This is a genomic window from Halomonas sp. H10-9-1, assembly GCF_040147005.1.
Classification (GTDB): Bacteria; Pseudomonadota; Gammaproteobacteria; order Pseudomonadales; family Halomonadaceae; genus Halomonas.
The window spans coordinates 2,059,830-2,074,686 of the sequence record NZ_JAMSHO010000001.1 but is presented as its reverse complement, the minus strand read 5'-3'; the positions used below and the strand labels follow the sequence as shown (position 1 = coordinate 2,074,686).

At 67.9% G+C, this 14,857-nt stretch carries 10 protein-coding genes and 1 pseudogene; 3 read left to right on the top strand and 8 right to left on the bottom strand.

Translation table 11 applies throughout. From position 1 onward, the window contains the following. Nucleotides 1-35: 35 nt before the first annotated feature. From NFH66_RS09530 to NFH66_RS09495, 8 genes and pseudogenes are all read right to left on the bottom strand, one after another. On the bottom strand, nucleotides 36-818 hold the full coding sequence (locus tag NFH66_RS09530; protein WP_349610090.1) for an RnfABCDGE type electron transport complex subunit B: 783 nt from the start codon (nucleotides 816-818) through the stop codon (nucleotides 36-38). 6 nt (nucleotides 819-824) lie between these two features. Continuing rightward, a complete protein-coding gene (gene metG, locus NFH66_RS09525) occupies nucleotides 825-2,861 on the bottom strand; it encodes a methionine--tRNA ligase (protein WP_349610089.1) in 2,037 nt (678 codons plus the stop codon). A gap of 77 nt (nucleotides 2,862-2,938) precedes the next feature. Further along, the gene (locus tag NFH66_RS09520; protein ID WP_349610088.1) at nucleotides 2,939-5,311 is read right to left on the bottom strand and encodes a glycosyl transferase family 51; all 2,373 of its coding nucleotides are present in this window, start codon (nucleotides 5,309-5,311) and stop codon (nucleotides 2,939-2,941) included. 112 nt (nucleotides 5,312-5,423) lie between these two features. Then, a pseudogene (locus NFH66_RS09515) lies at nucleotides 5,424-5,693 on the bottom strand (hypothetical protein); the annotation flags it as partial. 489 nt (nucleotides 5,694-6,182) lie between these two features. Further along, entirely contained in the window at nucleotides 6,183-7,655 is a 1,473-nt protein-coding gene (thiI, locus tag NFH66_RS09510) for a tRNA uracil 4-sulfurtransferase ThiI (protein WP_349610087.1), read from the bottom strand. 122 nt (nucleotides 7,656-7,777) lie between these two features. After that, nucleotides 7,778-8,050, bottom strand: coding sequence for a hypothetical protein (locus tag NFH66_RS09505; RefSeq protein WP_349610086.1), 273 nt, complete (start codon nucleotides 8,048-8,050; stop codon nucleotides 7,778-7,780). Between the two features lie 72 nt (nucleotides 8,051-8,122). Then, on the bottom strand, nucleotides 8,123-9,331 hold the full coding sequence (locus NFH66_RS09500) for a 1-acyl-sn-glycerol-3-phosphate acyltransferase (RefSeq protein WP_349610085.1): 1,209 nt from the start codon (nucleotides 9,329-9,331) through the stop codon (nucleotides 8,123-8,125). A gap of 5 nt (nucleotides 9,332-9,336) precedes the next feature. Beyond that, nucleotides 9,337-10,260 (bottom strand): recombination-associated protein RdgC, encoded by a 924-nt coding sequence (locus NFH66_RS09495; protein ID WP_349610084.1) that lies wholly within the window; start codon nucleotides 10,258-10,260, stop codon nucleotides 9,337-9,339. Nucleotides 10,261-10,412: 152 nt separating this feature from the next. Here NFH66_RS09495 and NFH66_RS09490 point away from each other — a divergent pair, with 152 nt between their 5' ends. The 3 genes from NFH66_RS09490 (at nucleotide 10,413) to serC (ending at nucleotide 14,852) form a co-directional block, all read left to right on the top strand. Beyond that, nucleotides 10,413-10,832, top strand: a complete 420-nt coding sequence (locus NFH66_RS09490; protein WP_349610083.1) for an acyl-CoA thioesterase — start codon at nucleotides 10,413-10,415, stop codon at nucleotides 10,830-10,832. 134 nt (nucleotides 10,833-10,966) lie between these two features. After that, nucleotides 10,967-13,717 (top strand): DNA gyrase subunit A, encoded by a 2,751-nt coding sequence (gene gyrA, locus NFH66_RS09485; protein ID WP_349610082.1) that lies wholly within the window; start codon nucleotides 10,967-10,969, stop codon nucleotides 13,715-13,717. Between the two features lie 31 nt (nucleotides 13,718-13,748). After that, nucleotides 13,749-14,852, top strand: coding sequence for a 3-phosphoserine/phosphohydroxythreonine transaminase (gene serC, locus NFH66_RS09480; protein WP_349610081.1), 1,104 nt, complete (start codon nucleotides 13,749-13,751; stop codon nucleotides 14,850-14,852). Nucleotides 14,853-14,857 lie beyond the last annotated feature (5 nt).

Sequence of the window (14,857 nt, the reverse complement as noted above, 5' to 3'; positions counted from 1 at the left end):
CCCTCGATATCGTCATCCCTCCAGATGTGCAGGTGCTAGACGTTATCCAGCGCGCTTCTGGCCTCGGCGAGCAGCCGCTCGGCCTCGGGTAGCTGGGCCAGGGCAGTGGCCTCGGCGTCGGCATCGCGGCGGCGGCGGGCGCTTTCCAGCTGCTGCTGCACGCGCTTGAGGGCCTGCTCGGCGGCTTTGAGCGCCATCTTGCGCTGGCGCTTCACGAATGAGCTTCCCTGGGTGGCGGCGCCGCCGGCGTTGTCGGGCCGCCGGCGCTGCTGCATCAGCCGCTTCTGGCGCTCCAGGCGCCTGTCGCGAGCCTCCCGGGCCTGGCGCTGCTGTCTGGCGCGGTGGCGTCGGCGCCCCAGCTCGGCGCGGCGTGCCAGGTAGGCGTCGCGCTCGGCCTCGCTCTCGGCAGACTCCCAGGCGGGGTGGGGCACCAGGTCGATGCAGTCCACCGGGCAGGGCGCCACGCACAGCTCGCAGCCGGTGCACTCGTCGGTGATCACCGTGTGCATGCGCTTGGCCGCGCCGAGGATGGCGTCCACCGGGCAGGCCTGGATGCACTTGGTGCAGCCGATGCATTCCGCCTCGCGGATCACCGCGGCCAGCGGCAATTGGGCGGGCTCCGCCAGGGGCCGCTCGGGCTGGCCGGTCAGTTCGGCGAGCCGCACGAGGGTGCGCTCGCCACCGGGCGGGCAGCGGTTGATCGGCTCGCCCTCGGCGATCGCCTCGGCATACGGTAGGCAGCCATCGAAGCCGCACTTGCCGCACTGGGTCTGCGGCAGCAGGGCGTCGATGGCCACGATCACGTCATGCTGGCTCACGGTGGCTCAGGTCACCCGCTGGCCGGGCTCGGCGCCGGCATCCGGCGAGAGCAGGTAGATGCCCTCGTCGTTGGCCGAGGCCAGCACCATCCCCTCGGAGACGCCGAAGCGCATCTTGCGCGGTGCCAGGTTGGCGACCATCACGGTGAGCCGGCCCTCCAGCGCCTCGGGGGCGTAGGCGGCGCGGATACCGGAGAACACCGTGCGCGACTCGCCGCCCAGGTCGAGGGTCAGCTTGAGGAGCTTGTCGGCGCCCTCGACGTACTCCGCCTTGGCGATACGCGCGATGCGCAGGTCGACCTTGATGAACTCCTCGAAGGCGATCTCCGCGGCGATCGGTTGTTCGGCCAGGGGCCCCCGCGGGGTCTCCTTGAGCTTCTGTTCTTCCACCAGATCCTCCTTCGACGCTTCGATCATGGCGTCGATCTTGTCGCGCTCAACGCGGGTCATCAGCGGCTTGAACTTGGCGATCTCGTGGTCGAGCAGCACCGCGTGGCGGCTATGCCAGTCCAGCGACTCGAGCTTCAGGAACTCGCGGGTGCCCTCGGCCATGCACGGCACCACCGGGGCCAGATAGACCATCAGCTGGCGGAACAGGTTGATGCCCACCGAGCAGATCTCCAGTACCTCCTGCTCGCGGCCCTCCTGCTTAGCCAGCACCCAGGGCTCGGCCTCGGCGATATAGGTGTTGGCCTCGTCGGCCAGCTCCATCACCAGGCGCATGGCGCGGCCGAACTCGCGGGCCTCGAACTGCTCGGCGATCTCGTCGCCGGCGCTGATGAAGCGGGCCACCAGCTCGGGCTCGGCGCAGTGGGCGGAGAGCCTGCCGCCACCCAGCTTCTTGACGAAGCCGGCGCAGCGGCTGGCGATGTTGACCACCTTGCCGACCAGGTCGCTGTTGACGCGGGCGGCGAAGTCCTCGAGGTTGAGGTCCAGGTCGTCCACCCGGGAGGTGAGCTTGGCGGCGAAGTAGTAGCGCAGGTACTCCGGGTTGAGGTAGTCCGCGTAGGTGGCGGCCTTGATGAAGGTGCCCCGGGACTTGGACATCTTGGCGCCATTGACGGTGACGAAGCCGTGGCAGTTGACCGCCGTGGGGGTGCGGAAGTCGGCGCCGTGCAGCATCGCCGGCCAGAACAGGGCGTGGAAGTAGACGATGTCCTTGCCGATGAAGTGATAGACCTCGGCATCGCTGTCCTTGCGCCAGTAGCTGTCGAAGTCGAGGCCCTCGCGATCGCAGAGGTTCTTGAAGCTGGCCAGGTAGCCGATCGGCGCATCGAGCCAGACATAGAAGTACTTGCCCGGGGCGTCGGGGATCTCGAAGCCGAAGTAGGGAGCGTCGCGGGAGATGTCCCACTCGTTGAAGCCGGCCTCGAACCACTCCATCAGCTTGTTGCGGATCTGCGGCTGGACGTGGCCGTCGTTGATCCAGTGGTGCATGAAGTCGGTGAAGTCGGGCAGCTTGAAGAAGTAGTGGGTCGAGCCGCGCACTTCGGGGGTGGCGCCGGAGATTGCCGACACCGGGTCGATCAGCTCCGCCGGGGTATAGGTGGCGCCACACGCCTCGCAGTTGTCGCCATACTGGTCATCCGCCTTGCACGTCGGGCAGGTGCCCTTGATGAAGCGGTCGGCCAGGAACAGCCCCTTCACCGGGTCGTACATCTGCTCGATGTCCCGGGTGGCGATATGCCCCTTGTCGCGCAGGCGGGTGTAGATCAGCTCGCTGAAGGTGCGATTCTCTTCCGAATGGGTCGAGTGATAGTTGTCGAAGGCCACGCCGAAGGTGGCGAAGTCTGCTTGGTGCTCGCGGCTGACGCGGTCGATCAGCGCCTCGGGGGGGATGCCTTCCTGCTCGGCACGCAGCATGATGGCGGTGCCGTGGGCGTCATCGGCGCAGACATAGTGGCACTGCTGGCCGCGGCTCTTCTGGAAACGTACCCAGATATCGGTCTGGATGTACTCGAGCAGGTGGCCGAGGTGGATGGCGCCGTTGGCGTAGGGCAGGGCGCTGGTGACCAGGATCTTGCGCGTGGCGTTCGTCGACATGTCGGCTCTTGAATTCCAGGAAAATCAGACGCTCGATTGTAGCCGGGATGGCGCCTGACTGCACCCGGCAGGCGGGTTCAGGAAGTCTCGTTGGACTGGCGGGTGTCGTCGGCCATCAGCGGCTCCGGAGGCGAGGCGGGGTGGCAGCCGGACTGCTCTCCCGGGGCGAGGTAGGGGGTGAGCAGGGTGGCCATGCCCTTGAGCACCTGTACCGGCAGTGCCGAGGTGAAGCTGAAGCTTGCGGCGTCGCTGCCGGGAACATAGGCGGTGAGGGTGCCGAAGTGGTTGTCGCCGAGGTAGAAGACGAAGGTGGCGGTGCGGCTGCGAGTCTCGGAGTGGATCACCTGGCCCGAGGCAGTGACGGTCTGGAAACGGTTGTCGCCGGTGCCGGTCTTGCCGCCCAGGGCGAGCGGGGTGCCGTCGACCAGGGAAAAGCTACCCTGCAGGCGCCGCGCAGTGCCGCCCTCGACCACCTGTCCCAGGGCGCGGCGCAGGGTGGCGGCCACTTCCGGGGCCATGACGCGCCGGGCATGGGAGGCGTCTGCCACGAAGCGGGTCTCGTAGGGGGTGTCGGCGGCGAAGTGCAGCGAGTCGATGCGTCTCGTGGGCAGGCGTATCCCGTCATTGAGGATGATGCCGACCAGTTCGGCCAGGGCGGCGGGGCGGTCGCCAGAGCTGCCCAGCGCCGTGGCCAGCGATGGCACCAGGTGGGCGAAGGGGTAGCCCAGGCGCTCCCAGCGACGCTGGAGCTCGGTGAAGGCCTCCGCCTCCAGCATGGTGCGGATGCGTGAATCCCGGGCCCTGCGGTGGCGGGTTCGGAACAGCCAGCCGTAGACCTCCTGGCGCGCCTCGCGGCTGGCCCGCTCGGCATCGGCATAGTCGGCGTCGGGTCGGTCGATGAGGAAGCCGACCAGCCACAGCTCCAGGGGGTGCACCCCGGCGATATAGCCCTGGTCGGAGAGGCTGAGGGTGCTGGGATCGCTGCGTTCGTGCAGGGCGCTAAGGTCGAGATCGAGCCGCCGCCTGTCGTCCAGGCGCTCGGCGAGGAAGGCGGTCAGGGCGATGGAGTCGCCTTCGGGGTAGAGATAGCGGAACACCGCGGCCAGGCGGCGGGCATCGGGCTTGAGGCCGCCGAGCAGGGCCTCCTGGCGTGCGCTGGTGTCGAAGTGGCGGTACTTGCGCCAGAAACGCTGCAGGAAGACGCGCCCCTCGCGGTCGGCGAAGCCCTGCAGATAGTCGAGGCGGCGCGGATCATCGTCGTCTTCCAGCAGGCGCCGGCGATCCGCCTCCTGATGAATGGTGAACTGCACCAGGTCGCGCAGCAGGCGCACGAAGGGCAGGTTCAGCGATTCGCGCAGCGCCTCTTCCAGGGTCGCTCGGCGGCGGTCATCCTGTCGGCTGAAATTGCTGAAGGTGTGGCGGCCGCCGCCGGTGAAGAAGGCCTCGTGGGGGCTGGCGGAGTAGCGGCGCTGCATGGCGGCCTCGAGCAGCTCGTCCAGGCGGGTCTCTGGTGCCGCGGCCAGGCGGTCGATCACGAAGCGGCGGATGGCGTCCTGTCGATCCACCGGCACGGCGCGCAGGGCCTCCGCGGACTTGCCGGCGTGTTCGGCGTGAAGCTCGGCGACGATCTCCAGGTAGCTGGCCAGCACCCGCAGCTTGGCGGTGGAGCCGAGCTCGAGCTTGCTGCCCTGGTTGAAGTCGAAGGGCTGGCCGTCACTGTCGGTCTGCACGCGGACGTCGAAGCCCGCCGCACCGCGCTCCAGCAGGGTGAAGCTGTAGCGCACGGCGGCGGCGCTGTCGGCATCCAGCAGGCGTTCGCCGATCAGCCCCTGGGCGGCGGCGAACTCGGGGTCGGCGAGCCTGTGGAGGTGCGCGGTGACGGCGGCCTGCAGCTCGGCGTTGAGGGTGGTGGTGGCCGAGAGGTCGAGGCGGTCCAGTTCCTGCAGCGAGACATCCAGCAGCCACGCCAGGCGAGTGCGGGCGACCTGCAGGGTCTTGCCGGCCTCGACACGTGGGCGAATGGGGGCCAGGGCGAAGTCGCGGAAGTCCAGCCGCTGGGTCAGGGCGATATCTCTAAGCGCGGGGGAGATCACGCCATGCTCGGCCAGCAGCCCGAGGTGGCTGTCGGTCAGCGCCTCGAGGGCTTGCCTGCCGGCATTGAGATAGCCGCTGGGGCGGCGCTGGGCGATCATCAGCGCCAGGGTGCGGCGTAGGGCCTGGCCGTGGGCCGCGGTGGGTAGCGTGGCGCTTGGTGCCTCGTTCAGCAGCCGGTTGGTGGTGGCGAAGTCTGCGTCGAACCACGCCCAGAGGGCATCGCCCAGGCCGTGCACCTCTCCGCTGCCGGGTACGGCGGCAAGCGGCACCGTATTGAGGTAGTCCAGGGCGATATCGCGCCGCGTGCTCAGGGTCTCGGGACCGTTGCGGTAGCTGCGCACGCTGGCCGAGAGCATCTGGCGGAGCTTTTCCGTAGGTGAGTGGGTGAGGCCCCCCGGGGGAGTGACGGTACTTCTCGATCTGGGTGGCCAGGGTGCTGCCGCCGGCTGACTGGCCAGGCAGGTCCAGCGCCTCGCCCACCTGGGAGAGAGCCGCGCGGGCGAAGCGCGGCCAGTCTATCGCGGGGTTGGCGTGGGGGGCCTCGGTATCCAGCAGGCCGCGGTTCTCGATGAACAGCAGCATCGCCAGCGCCAGAGGCGGAATGGACTCGAAGTCGGGGTAGTGGCGTTGGGGATGGCGAAAGTGGTAGAGCGGCTCGCCGCTGCAGGAGGCGAGGTCGAGCCCGGCCCGGGTCTTCTCGCGATAGGGCGGGAACAAGCCACGCTGGGCATAGCGCATCAGCGCCGGTGAGAAGCGTGCCTGCTGCTCGATCGTGAAGTCATGCCGCTGCAGGCGGCGCTGGAAATCGGCCAGGTCGGTGTAGCCGAGACGCGTGTCGAAGGGGCCGTGGGTGGGCGGTTGCCAGCGCTCGCTGGGCCCGGGGGCTAGCGCATAGGTGAGCTGTCCGGCATAGCGGGAGAGCTCGCGGGCCTGCCACTCCGAGGAGCGCACCTCGGCCACCACCAGCCCGGCCAAGGCGGTGCCGATCAGGGCGAGGACCAGCAGCAGCCAGGGCCACAGCCGGCGCCGCGGGGCCTCGCGGGGCTCGGGCAGGTGCGGCGGCCGCGGCCAGCCGTCGTCGAGTAGTATCTCGCCGTTTCCGGTGTCTCTGCATGGGGCCTGACGCTTGCGCCTGACCATCGGCTCGCTCCCGAAGTACCCCTTCGTGTAACGATAAGTATCTTTCTCTCCAGCGTAGACGCTCCCGCGCCGGGCGAGACAGCAAATTCAACGCGCCGAGGACGTTTGGTAGACGCCGAAGTGGGTCAGGCCTCGGTCATGCAGGTGGAGTGCCTGCATGCGGCTCATCACCCCCTGGTCGCAGTAGAGGAAATAGCGGCGGTCGTCGGGCAGCTCGGGGGCGCGCTGCTGGAGCTCGTAGAAGGGTATCTCGAGGCAGCGTCCGGCGGAGAGCCGGAGCGGCGCTGCCTCGCGCTCCGCCGGTGCCCTGATGTCGATCACGCTGACCACGTCTCCGGCGCCTGCCTCGGCCAGGGCCGTGTCCGGTAGCGGGGTGGCCTCGGGGGCGGCGAGCCGGTCGCTGCGGGTGACCTCGGCGGCCTCGATGGCGGCATCCAGCACGGCGAAGTCGAACCCGCTCTCCGCCGCGGCGATCTGGTCGCGGCGGGCGAAGCTGTTGGGGCGCCGCGAGATCACGCCGCAGTACTCCGGCATGCTTTCAGCGAAGCGGGCGGTGTCGATCTCGCGGGCCTGGGCGATGATCGCCTGCTTGTCCTCGGTGAGCAGCGGTCGCAGCAGCGGCAGCTCGCTGGCGTCGTCGATCAACGCAAGGTTGGTCAGCGTCTGGCTCGAGACCTGGGCGATGGCGTCGCCGGTGACCAGCGCCGGCACCCGGTGGCGGTGCGCGATGCGCGAGGCGGCGCGCACCATCATGCGCTTGAGCACCACGCCCATCATGCCGTCGGGCACCCGACGCAGGATCTCGCCCACCACCGGCTCGAAAGGCACCGAGATGAAGTTGACTCGGTGCGAGAGGCTGTAGCGCCGCCACAGATGGTGGGTCACCTCGCGCACGCCGCGCTCGTGCTCCGGGCCGCCGAGGTTGAAGAACAGGAAGTGCGTTTTGATGCCGCGGCGGATCATGCGCCAGGCAGCCACCGGGGAGTCGTAGCCACCGGAGATCAGCGCCATGGCTTGCCCCTGGAGGCCCAGCGGATAGCCGCCCAGGCCCGGCAGGCGTCGATCGATGAGGCGCAGGCGGCTTTCGACCACCTCCACCGTCACGTCCACTTCGGGGCGGGTCAGGTCGACCCGGGCGTCGGGTGCGGCAGCCAGTAACGCCGCCCCCAGGTGGCGCTCCAGGTCGACGGAGGTGAAGTCGTGGTTGCCGCGGCGCTTGGCCGAGACCCGGAAGCGGCGCCCGACGATATGCTCCTGCCAGCGCGGCACCACCGACTCTGCGATCTCCTCGAAGGTCGCGAAACCCACCTCGCGTACCTCCTGCACCTCCTGGATGCCGGGGAGGCGCCCCAGGCGCGCCTCCACCTCGTCGGCGAGGCCAGGGGCGGCCTGTTCGGGCAGGGTGACCCTCAGCAGGTCCCACTTCTCGCGAACGCCGATGCGTGCATCCAGCGGTTTCAGGGTGTTGCGCACGTTGGCGGCCAGGCAACGGGTCATGTGGCGACGCACGGAGCGGGACTTGATGGTGATCTCGGGGAACAGCTTGAGTAGATAGTACATGCGGTGAGAGTTTGTATAACTCTAGTCAAAACAATGGCCTGTCATTGTATCAGAGCCGGCTCGCGCGCACACGACGACGCCCGGCCATGGCCGGGCGTCGTCATATGCGGAGTGAGGGAGAGTCAGTAGAGTGCCTGTTCCTCGCCGACCACCTCGCGCAGCAGCTCGAGGAACAGCTTGTCCGCCTCGGAGTGCTCCTCCGGGATATGCACGCTGGTGGTCTCGGAGATCTCGTTGGCGATGCGCACCATGGCCGCCTCGGAACTGTCTTCCGGCAGGTGGCGACGAGCGATCTCCAGCGACTGCTCGAGTATCTTGGGATCTTGCAGGAGCTTCTTGATGAAGCTCCGTAGCTCATTGATAACGCGAGTTTTCTGGATTACCGATGAAGACATGGCGTGCTCCTTGTGGTGACCGAGCGTGTCGATGGTCGAGACGATAGCACGTTTGCCCCTGGTGCGGCTTGCCTATTCGGCCCGCCGGTCCCGCTCGGCCGCGGTGGGGTCGAAGGGCGCGCGCCCCGCCTTGTGGAGCACCGGGTTGGCATACTGGGCCAGCCACCAGTCGCGCAGCTCGGCGGGCACCTGCTGGAGGCGCGCCTGGAAGCGGCTCCGGTCGGCGTCGCTCGCCGCGCCGAGATCCAGCAGTTCGGGGGCCACGCCGAGTGCCTCCAGCGCCAGGTAGTGGCTGGGGAAGAGGTGGTAGCCACCGAGCACCTGGCGGTCGATCTCGGCGGCCACGGCGTCCGGCGCAGCGAAGTCGTCGGAGAGCGGGGTGCCGAAGGTGAGCCTGACCCGGCCCTTGTGGCCGGTGATGCCGGCGACGATGGACTGGATGTCCTCGTACTGGCCCTTCTCGTAGGTGCCGCTTGAGCGCAGCGCATGCAGTTCGCGGGCCTTCTGCACGTCGCAGGGGTCGTACTCGTAGCTGATCGCCACCGGCACCAGGCGCAATTCGGCGATCGCCTCGCCGAGGCTCGCCTGGCGATCCTCGGTGCGGCGCGCCATGGTCATCATCTTGATGATCGCCGGGTCGGTGCCGTCGACACCATCCTTGGCGCGCCCCTCGCGCTGGGCCATCCAGATCGAGTGGTTGTCGGCGGTGATGGAATGACGGATATAACCGGAGAGCTTCTGGTAGGCGGCCAGCATGGCGCGCTTGCCACGCGCGCTGCGCGGCACGATGAAGCTCTTGTTGAGGCGCATCAGGTCGGTGACATATGGCTTCTTGAGCAGGTTGTCGCCGATGGCGATGCGCACCGTATTGCACCCGGCCAGGTAGAGGGCGTAGTTGACGAAGGCCGGATCCAGCGAGATGTCGCGGTGATTGCCGATGAAGAGATAGGCCGTCCCCGGGTCCAGGGCATCCAGGCCTGTGGTCTCGAACTCGTCGGTGGTGGTGCGGATCATCCGCTCCATATAGCCGGCGATGCGTTGCTGGAAGTCCCTGACGCTCGCCACGCCGCGCGCCTGTCGGCGCAGCGCCAGGCTGGCCAGGGTGCGCGAGAGGCCCGGCATGACGCGCGAGAGGCGCGGCAGGCGGAAGCGGGTCAGGGCGTCGAGCAGTTCCGGCTCATGGGTCAGGCGCGCCAGCACCGCGGCGACCTCGTCGTCATGGTAGGGGCGGATATCGGCCCAGGGGTCCTGGGCGTCGCTGTCGGGTCGGTTCTCGGTCATGGTGCTCAGGCGTCGCTTGAAGTGCCGGCCTCGCCGCCCAGCCAGGCGATAAGGCGCTCGGTGTTCTCGCCCAGGGCCTGGGCCATCAGCACGAAGTCGGTGTCCAGGCGCAGCAGGGCATCGTCGCCATCGTCGCTGGCGTTGGCCTCGTCGATCAGGGCGTCGCCGAAGCGCAGCGACTTCAGTGCCAGGTCGTCATGCAGCACGAAGCTTAGTCGCCCCTCGACCTCCACGGCCAGCTTGCTGGCCTGGCGGCCGCTCTCCAGCAACTGCTGTATCTCGTCGCTGTCGAGGTCCACCTGGCGGGCCCGCAGCAGGCCGTCGTCGCCCTTGGCCTTGAGCTCCACCTGGTCGCCCAGCACCAGGTCGGCGGGGCGCGAGGCGGGGTCGGTGAGCCACTGGGTCATGGCCCGCATGGGCATCACCTGGGTGGCCAGCGGGGTGACCTTGAGGCTGCCCAGGGTCTCGCGCAGCAGGTCGAGCAGCTCCTCGGCGCGGGTGCGCGAGCTTGCGTTGATGCCGATCAGCCGCCGCCGGGTGTCCCACCACAGGTCGATCTTCTGGCTGCGCACGAAGGCGCGGGGCAGCAGCTCCTCGACCACCTGCTCCTTGATGGCGATCTTCTCCTGGCGGCGCAGCTTGCGCCCCTCGCGGGCCTCTACCTCGGCGGCGCGCTCCTCGACCTCCTCCTTGACCACGCTGGCGGGCAGCAGGCGCTCCTGGCGCAGCGCGCTGAGCAGGCGCTGGCCCTGCAGCTCATGGAGGCGGGCGGTGTCGGCGCGACCGCCGGGGAAGGTCCAGCCCAGGCGGCGGGGGTCCTGGCCACCCAGCGGGCGGGCGGCCTGCTCGGCCAGGGCCTCTTCCAGGGTGGCGGCGTCCAGCTCGGGCGCGTCGTGCAGCCGATAAAGGTGTAAGTGCTTGAACCACATGAAGCATTTTTCCCGGAGAAAAGGGTAGCCATTATCACCGAAGGCGCGTGGGGGTACCAGCGTCGATCCTCGGTGAAATGTAAAACGATTGTTTGAAACCTGGGCGTATCGATGCCTAGAATCGAGCCTTTCCCCGACAGGAGTGATGCCCCATGGATCGCCGAACGACTCGAACGTCGCTGCGCGTGCGTGGTTACCACCTCGATGGCTACGGCCACGTCAACAACGCCCGCTACCTGGAGTTCCTGGAGGAGGGGCGCTGGGCCTACTTCGACGATCGGCCCGAGCTGTCGCGTCGCCTGCAGCGCGGCGACGTGGCCTTCGTGGCTGTGAATATCAATATCGACTACTGCGCCGCGGCGGTGGCCGGTGACGACCTCGAGATCGACAGTCGGATCTGCGCGCTGGGCAGGCGCAGCGCGCGCATGGCCCAGCAGATCCACCGGCAGGGTGATGGCGCCCTGGTGAGTCGTGCCACCATCACCTTCGTGCTGCTCGACGTGGCCGCCAATCGCGCCATACCCATCGAGGACGAGCTGCGCGACCTGCTGGCTGCGCTCGTCATTGAGTAAGTCGTTGGGCCCGAGCTGGCACAGCCAGCTCCCTTTGCCCGTGTCGGAGTGGTATGATGCGAGGCTGTTATGGCGCCCCGGGCAACGCCACGGCGGGCGGCCAACCTCCTGCAGTGCAAAGGATTCGACGACCCATGGGTGACATCGCCAGAGAGATTCTGCCAGTCAACATCGAGGACGAGCTGAAGCAGTCGTACCTCGATTACGCGATGAGCGTGATCATCGGCCGGGCGCTGCCGGATGTGCGTGATGGCCTCAAGCCGGTGCACCGGCGCGTGCTGTTCGCCATGCACGAGCTCGGCAACGACTGGAACAAGGCCTACAAGAAATCTGCCCGCGTGGTGGGCGATGTCATCGGTAAGTATCACCCCCACGGTGACAGAGCCGTCTACGACACCATCGTGCGCATGGCGCAGGATTTTTCCATGCGCCACGTGCTGGTGGATGGTCAGGGCAACTTCGGCTCCATCGACGGTGACAGCGCCGCCGCCATGCGTTACACCGAGGTGCGCATGGCCAGGCTCTCCCACGAGCTGCTGGCCGACCTCGAGAAGGACACCGTCGACTGGGTCGACAACTACGACGGCACCGAGCGCATTCCCGATGTGCTGCCGACCAAGGTGCCCAACCTGCTGGTCAACGGCTCCTCGGGCATCGCCGTGGGCATGGCAACCAACATCCCGCCCCACAACATGGGCGAGGTGATCAACGCTTGCCTGGCGCTGATCGACGACTACACCCTGAGCGTCGACGACCTGATCGAGCACATCCCCGGCCCGGACTTCCCCACCGGCGGCATCATCAACGGTCGTGCCGGCATCCTCGAGGCCTATCGCACCGGCCGCGGGCGCATCTACGTGCGTGCCTGCCACACCATCGAACATGACGACAAGAGTGGTCGCGACCATATCATCGTCAACGAGCTTCCCTACCAGGTGAACAAGGCGCGTCTGATCGAGAAGATCGCCGAACTGGTCAAGGAGAAGAAGATCGAGGGCATCGCCGAGCTGCGCGACGAGTCCGACAAGGACGGCCTGCGGGTGGTGATCGAGGTCAAGCGCGGCGAATCCGGCGAGGTGGTGGTCAACAATCTCTTCGCCCAGACCCAACTGCAGACCGTCTTCGGCATCAACATGGTCGCCATCGACAATGGCCAGCCGAAGATCCTCAATCTCAAGGAGATCCTCGAGGCGTTCATCCGCCATCGCCGCGAAGTGGTTACCCGGCGCACCCTCTATGAGCTGCGCAAGGCACGCGAGCGCGGTCATATCCTCGAGGGCCTCACCGTCGCGATCTCCAACATCGACGAGGTCATCGAGCTGATCAAGGCCTCGCCCAACGCCGCCGAGGCCAAGGAGAAGCTGCTGGCCCGAACCTGGCAGCCGGGGCAGGTCACCGGCATGCTCGAGCGGGCCGGGGCCACGTCCTGCAAGCCCGAGGACCTCGAGGCGGGCTTCGGGCTCGACGAGGCCGGCAGCCTGTATCGGCTCTCCCCGGCCCAGGCCCAGGCGATCCTCGAGCTACGCCTGCATCGCCTGACCGGCCTGGAAACCGAGAAGCTGCTCGACGAATACCTGAGCATCCTCGAGAAGATCGCCGAGCTGATGGCGATCCTGGCCTCCGCCGAGCGCCTGCTCGAGGTGATCCGCGAGGAGCTGGTCGCGGTGCGCGACCAGTTCGGCAACCCGCGCAAGACCGAGATCCAGGCCAGCCATCTCGACCTCTCCATCGAGGACCTGATCGCCGAGGAGGACATGGTGGTCACCGTGTCCCGCACCGGCTACGCCAAGACCCAGCCGCTCTCCGACTACCAGGCCCAGCGCCGGGGTGGGCGCGGCAAGTCGGCCACCGCCATGAAGGACGAGGACGTCATCGAGCACCTGCTGGTGGCTTCCACCCACGACACCGTGCTGCTGTTCTCCAACCGCGGCAAGGTCTACTGGCTCAAGGTCTACGAGATGCCGGCGGCCAGCCGTGGTTCGCGGGGCAAGCCGCTGGTCAACCTGCTGCCGCTGGACGAGGGCGAGGCGATCAACGCCATCCTGCCGGTGCGCCACTATGACCCGGAGAGCTACATCTTCTTCGCGACCGCCAGGGGCACGGTGAAGCGTACCAGCCTCGAGCAGTTCTCGCGGCCGCGCAGCGTGGGCCTGATCGCCATCGACCTCGAGGAGGGCGACCGCCTGATCGGCGCCGCCATCACCTCGGGCTCCGACCACGCCATGCTGCTCTCCTCCAACGGCAAGGCGATCCGCTTCGAGGAGGGCGATGTGCGCGCCATGGGCCGCACCGCCCGCGGGGTGCGCGGCATGCGCCTGCTCGACGATGCCGAGGTGATCAGCCTGATCATCCCCCAGGGCCAGCTGATCGACGCCGAGGCCGGCGTTGATGGAAGGGTGGAGGGCGAGGCCAGCGTTGATGGAAGGGTGGAGGCCGAGGGCGAGGAGGGCGCCGCCGTCGAGCACGCCAACGGCGGCCAGATCTATATCCTCACCGCCTCCGAGAACGGCTACGGCAAGCGCACCCGCCTCGAGGAGTTCCCGCTGCGTGGCCGCGGCGGCCAGGGCGTCATCGCCATGCAGACCAGCGAGCGCAACGGCGCGCTGGTCGCCGCCATGCAGGTCTACTCCGCCGACGAGATGATGCTGATCACCGACCGGGGCACCCTGGTGCGGACCCGCGTCGATGAGGTCTCGATCACCTCGCGCAACACCCAGGGCGTGATGCTGATCCGCCTGGGTAACGACGAGCAACTGGTCAAGACGGTGCGCGTCGATGAGCCCGAGGAGTTGGAAGAGCCTGAAGGCATAGAGGACGCCGAGGGCGCAGACGACGCCGCCGAGGCAGGCAACGAGGCTGTGGGGTCAGACCCCGAAGAGGATTGAGGGGGCCGACCCCAATGGAGAAACAGGACGCATGACACGCCATTTCAACTTCTGCGCCGGCCCGGCGGCGCTGCCTACCGCGGTGCTGGAGCGGGCCCGCGACGAGATGCTCGACTACCGTGGCCACGGCCTCTCGGTGATGGAGATGAGCCACCGCTCGCCGGAGTATGTCGCCATCGCCGAGAAGGCCGAGGCCGACCTGCGCGAGCTGCTGGCCATTCCCGCCAACTACCGGGTGCTGTTCACCCAGGGGGGGGCGACCCAGCAGTTCGCCGCGGTGCCCTACAACCTGCTCGGCCAGGGGGGCAGCGCCAACTTCGTCGATACCGGTATCTGGAGCCGCAAGGCCATCGCCGAGGCGCGCCACCTGTTCGGCGACGTCCGGGTGGCGGCCTCGAGTGAGGCCAGTGGCAATACCGCGGTACCGCGGCCGCAGCAGCTGGAGCTCTCCGGCGACGCCGCCTACCTGCACTATACCGCCAACGAGACCATCGGCGGGCTGGCCTTCGACTATGTCCCCCGGGCGGTGCGCCCGGACGGCAGCGCGGTGCCGCTGGTCTGCGACATGTCCTCCAGCATCCTCTCGGGGCCCCTCGATGTCTCGCAGTTCGGCGTCATCTATGCCGGTGCCCAGAAGAACATCGGCCCCGCCGGCCTGGTGGTGGTGATCGTGCGCGATGACCTGCTCGACCGCGCACGGCCCGACATGCCCTCGCTGTTCGGCTACAGGACGCTGGCCGAGGCCGGCTCCATGGTCAACACCCCGGCGACCTACAGCTGGTACCTGGCGGGGCTGGTGTTCGAGTGGCTGAAGGACGACATCGGCGGCCTGGCGGCCATGGAGGCGATCAATGCCCGCAAGGCGGCCAGGCTCTATGCGGCCATCGACGGCAGCGAGCTCTACGCCAACCCCATCGCGCCGGCCAACCGCTCGCGGATGAACGTGCCCTTCGTGCTCAATGATGCGCGCCTGGACAAGCCGTTCCTTGCCGCGGCCGAAGAGGCCGGGCTGCTCAACCTCAAGGGTCACCGCAGCGTCGGTGGCATGCGCGCGAGCCTCTACAATGCCGTGCCCGAGGCCGCCGTTGAGGCGCTGATCGAGTTCATGGCCGATTTCGAAAACAGAAGGGGCTGATAAAA

What these genes read in the sequence shown, in the direction of transcription:
- NFH66_RS09500 (WP_349610085.1), bottom strand. Translation starts at nt 9,331, where the DNA reads ATGACCGAGAACCGACCCGACAGCGACGCCCAGGACCCCTGGGCCGAT.
- NFH66_RS09520 (WP_349610088.1), bottom strand. Translation starts at nt 5,311, where the DNA reads ATGCTCTCGGCCAGCGTGCGCAGCTACCGCAACGGTCCCGAGACCCTG.
- NFH66_RS09490 (WP_349610083.1), top strand. Translation starts at nt 10,413, where the DNA reads ATGGATCGCCGAACGACTCGAACGTCGCTGCGCGTGCGTGGTTACCAC.
- serC (WP_349610081.1), top strand. Translation starts at nt 13,749, where the DNA reads ATGACACGCCATTTCAACTTCTGCGCCGGCCCGGCGGCGCTGCCTACC.
- thiI (WP_349610087.1), bottom strand. Translation starts at nt 7,655, where the DNA reads ATGTACTATCTACTCAAGCTGTTCCCCGAGATCACCATCAAGTCCCGC.
- gyrA (WP_349610082.1), top strand. Translation starts at nt 10,967, where the DNA reads ATGGGTGACATCGCCAGAGAGATTCTGCCAGTCAACATCGAGGACGAG.
- NFH66_RS09505 (WP_349610086.1), bottom strand. Translation starts at nt 8,050, where the DNA reads ATGTCTTCATCGGTAATCCAGAAAACTCGCGTTATCAATGAGCTACGG.
- NFH66_RS09495 (WP_349610084.1), bottom strand. Translation starts at nt 10,260, where the DNA reads ATGTGGTTCAAGCACTTACACCTTTATCGGCTGCACGACGCGCCCGAG.
- metG (WP_349610089.1), bottom strand. Translation starts at nt 2,861, where the DNA reads ATGTCGACGAACGCCACGCGCAAGATCCTGGTCACCAGCGCCCTGCCC.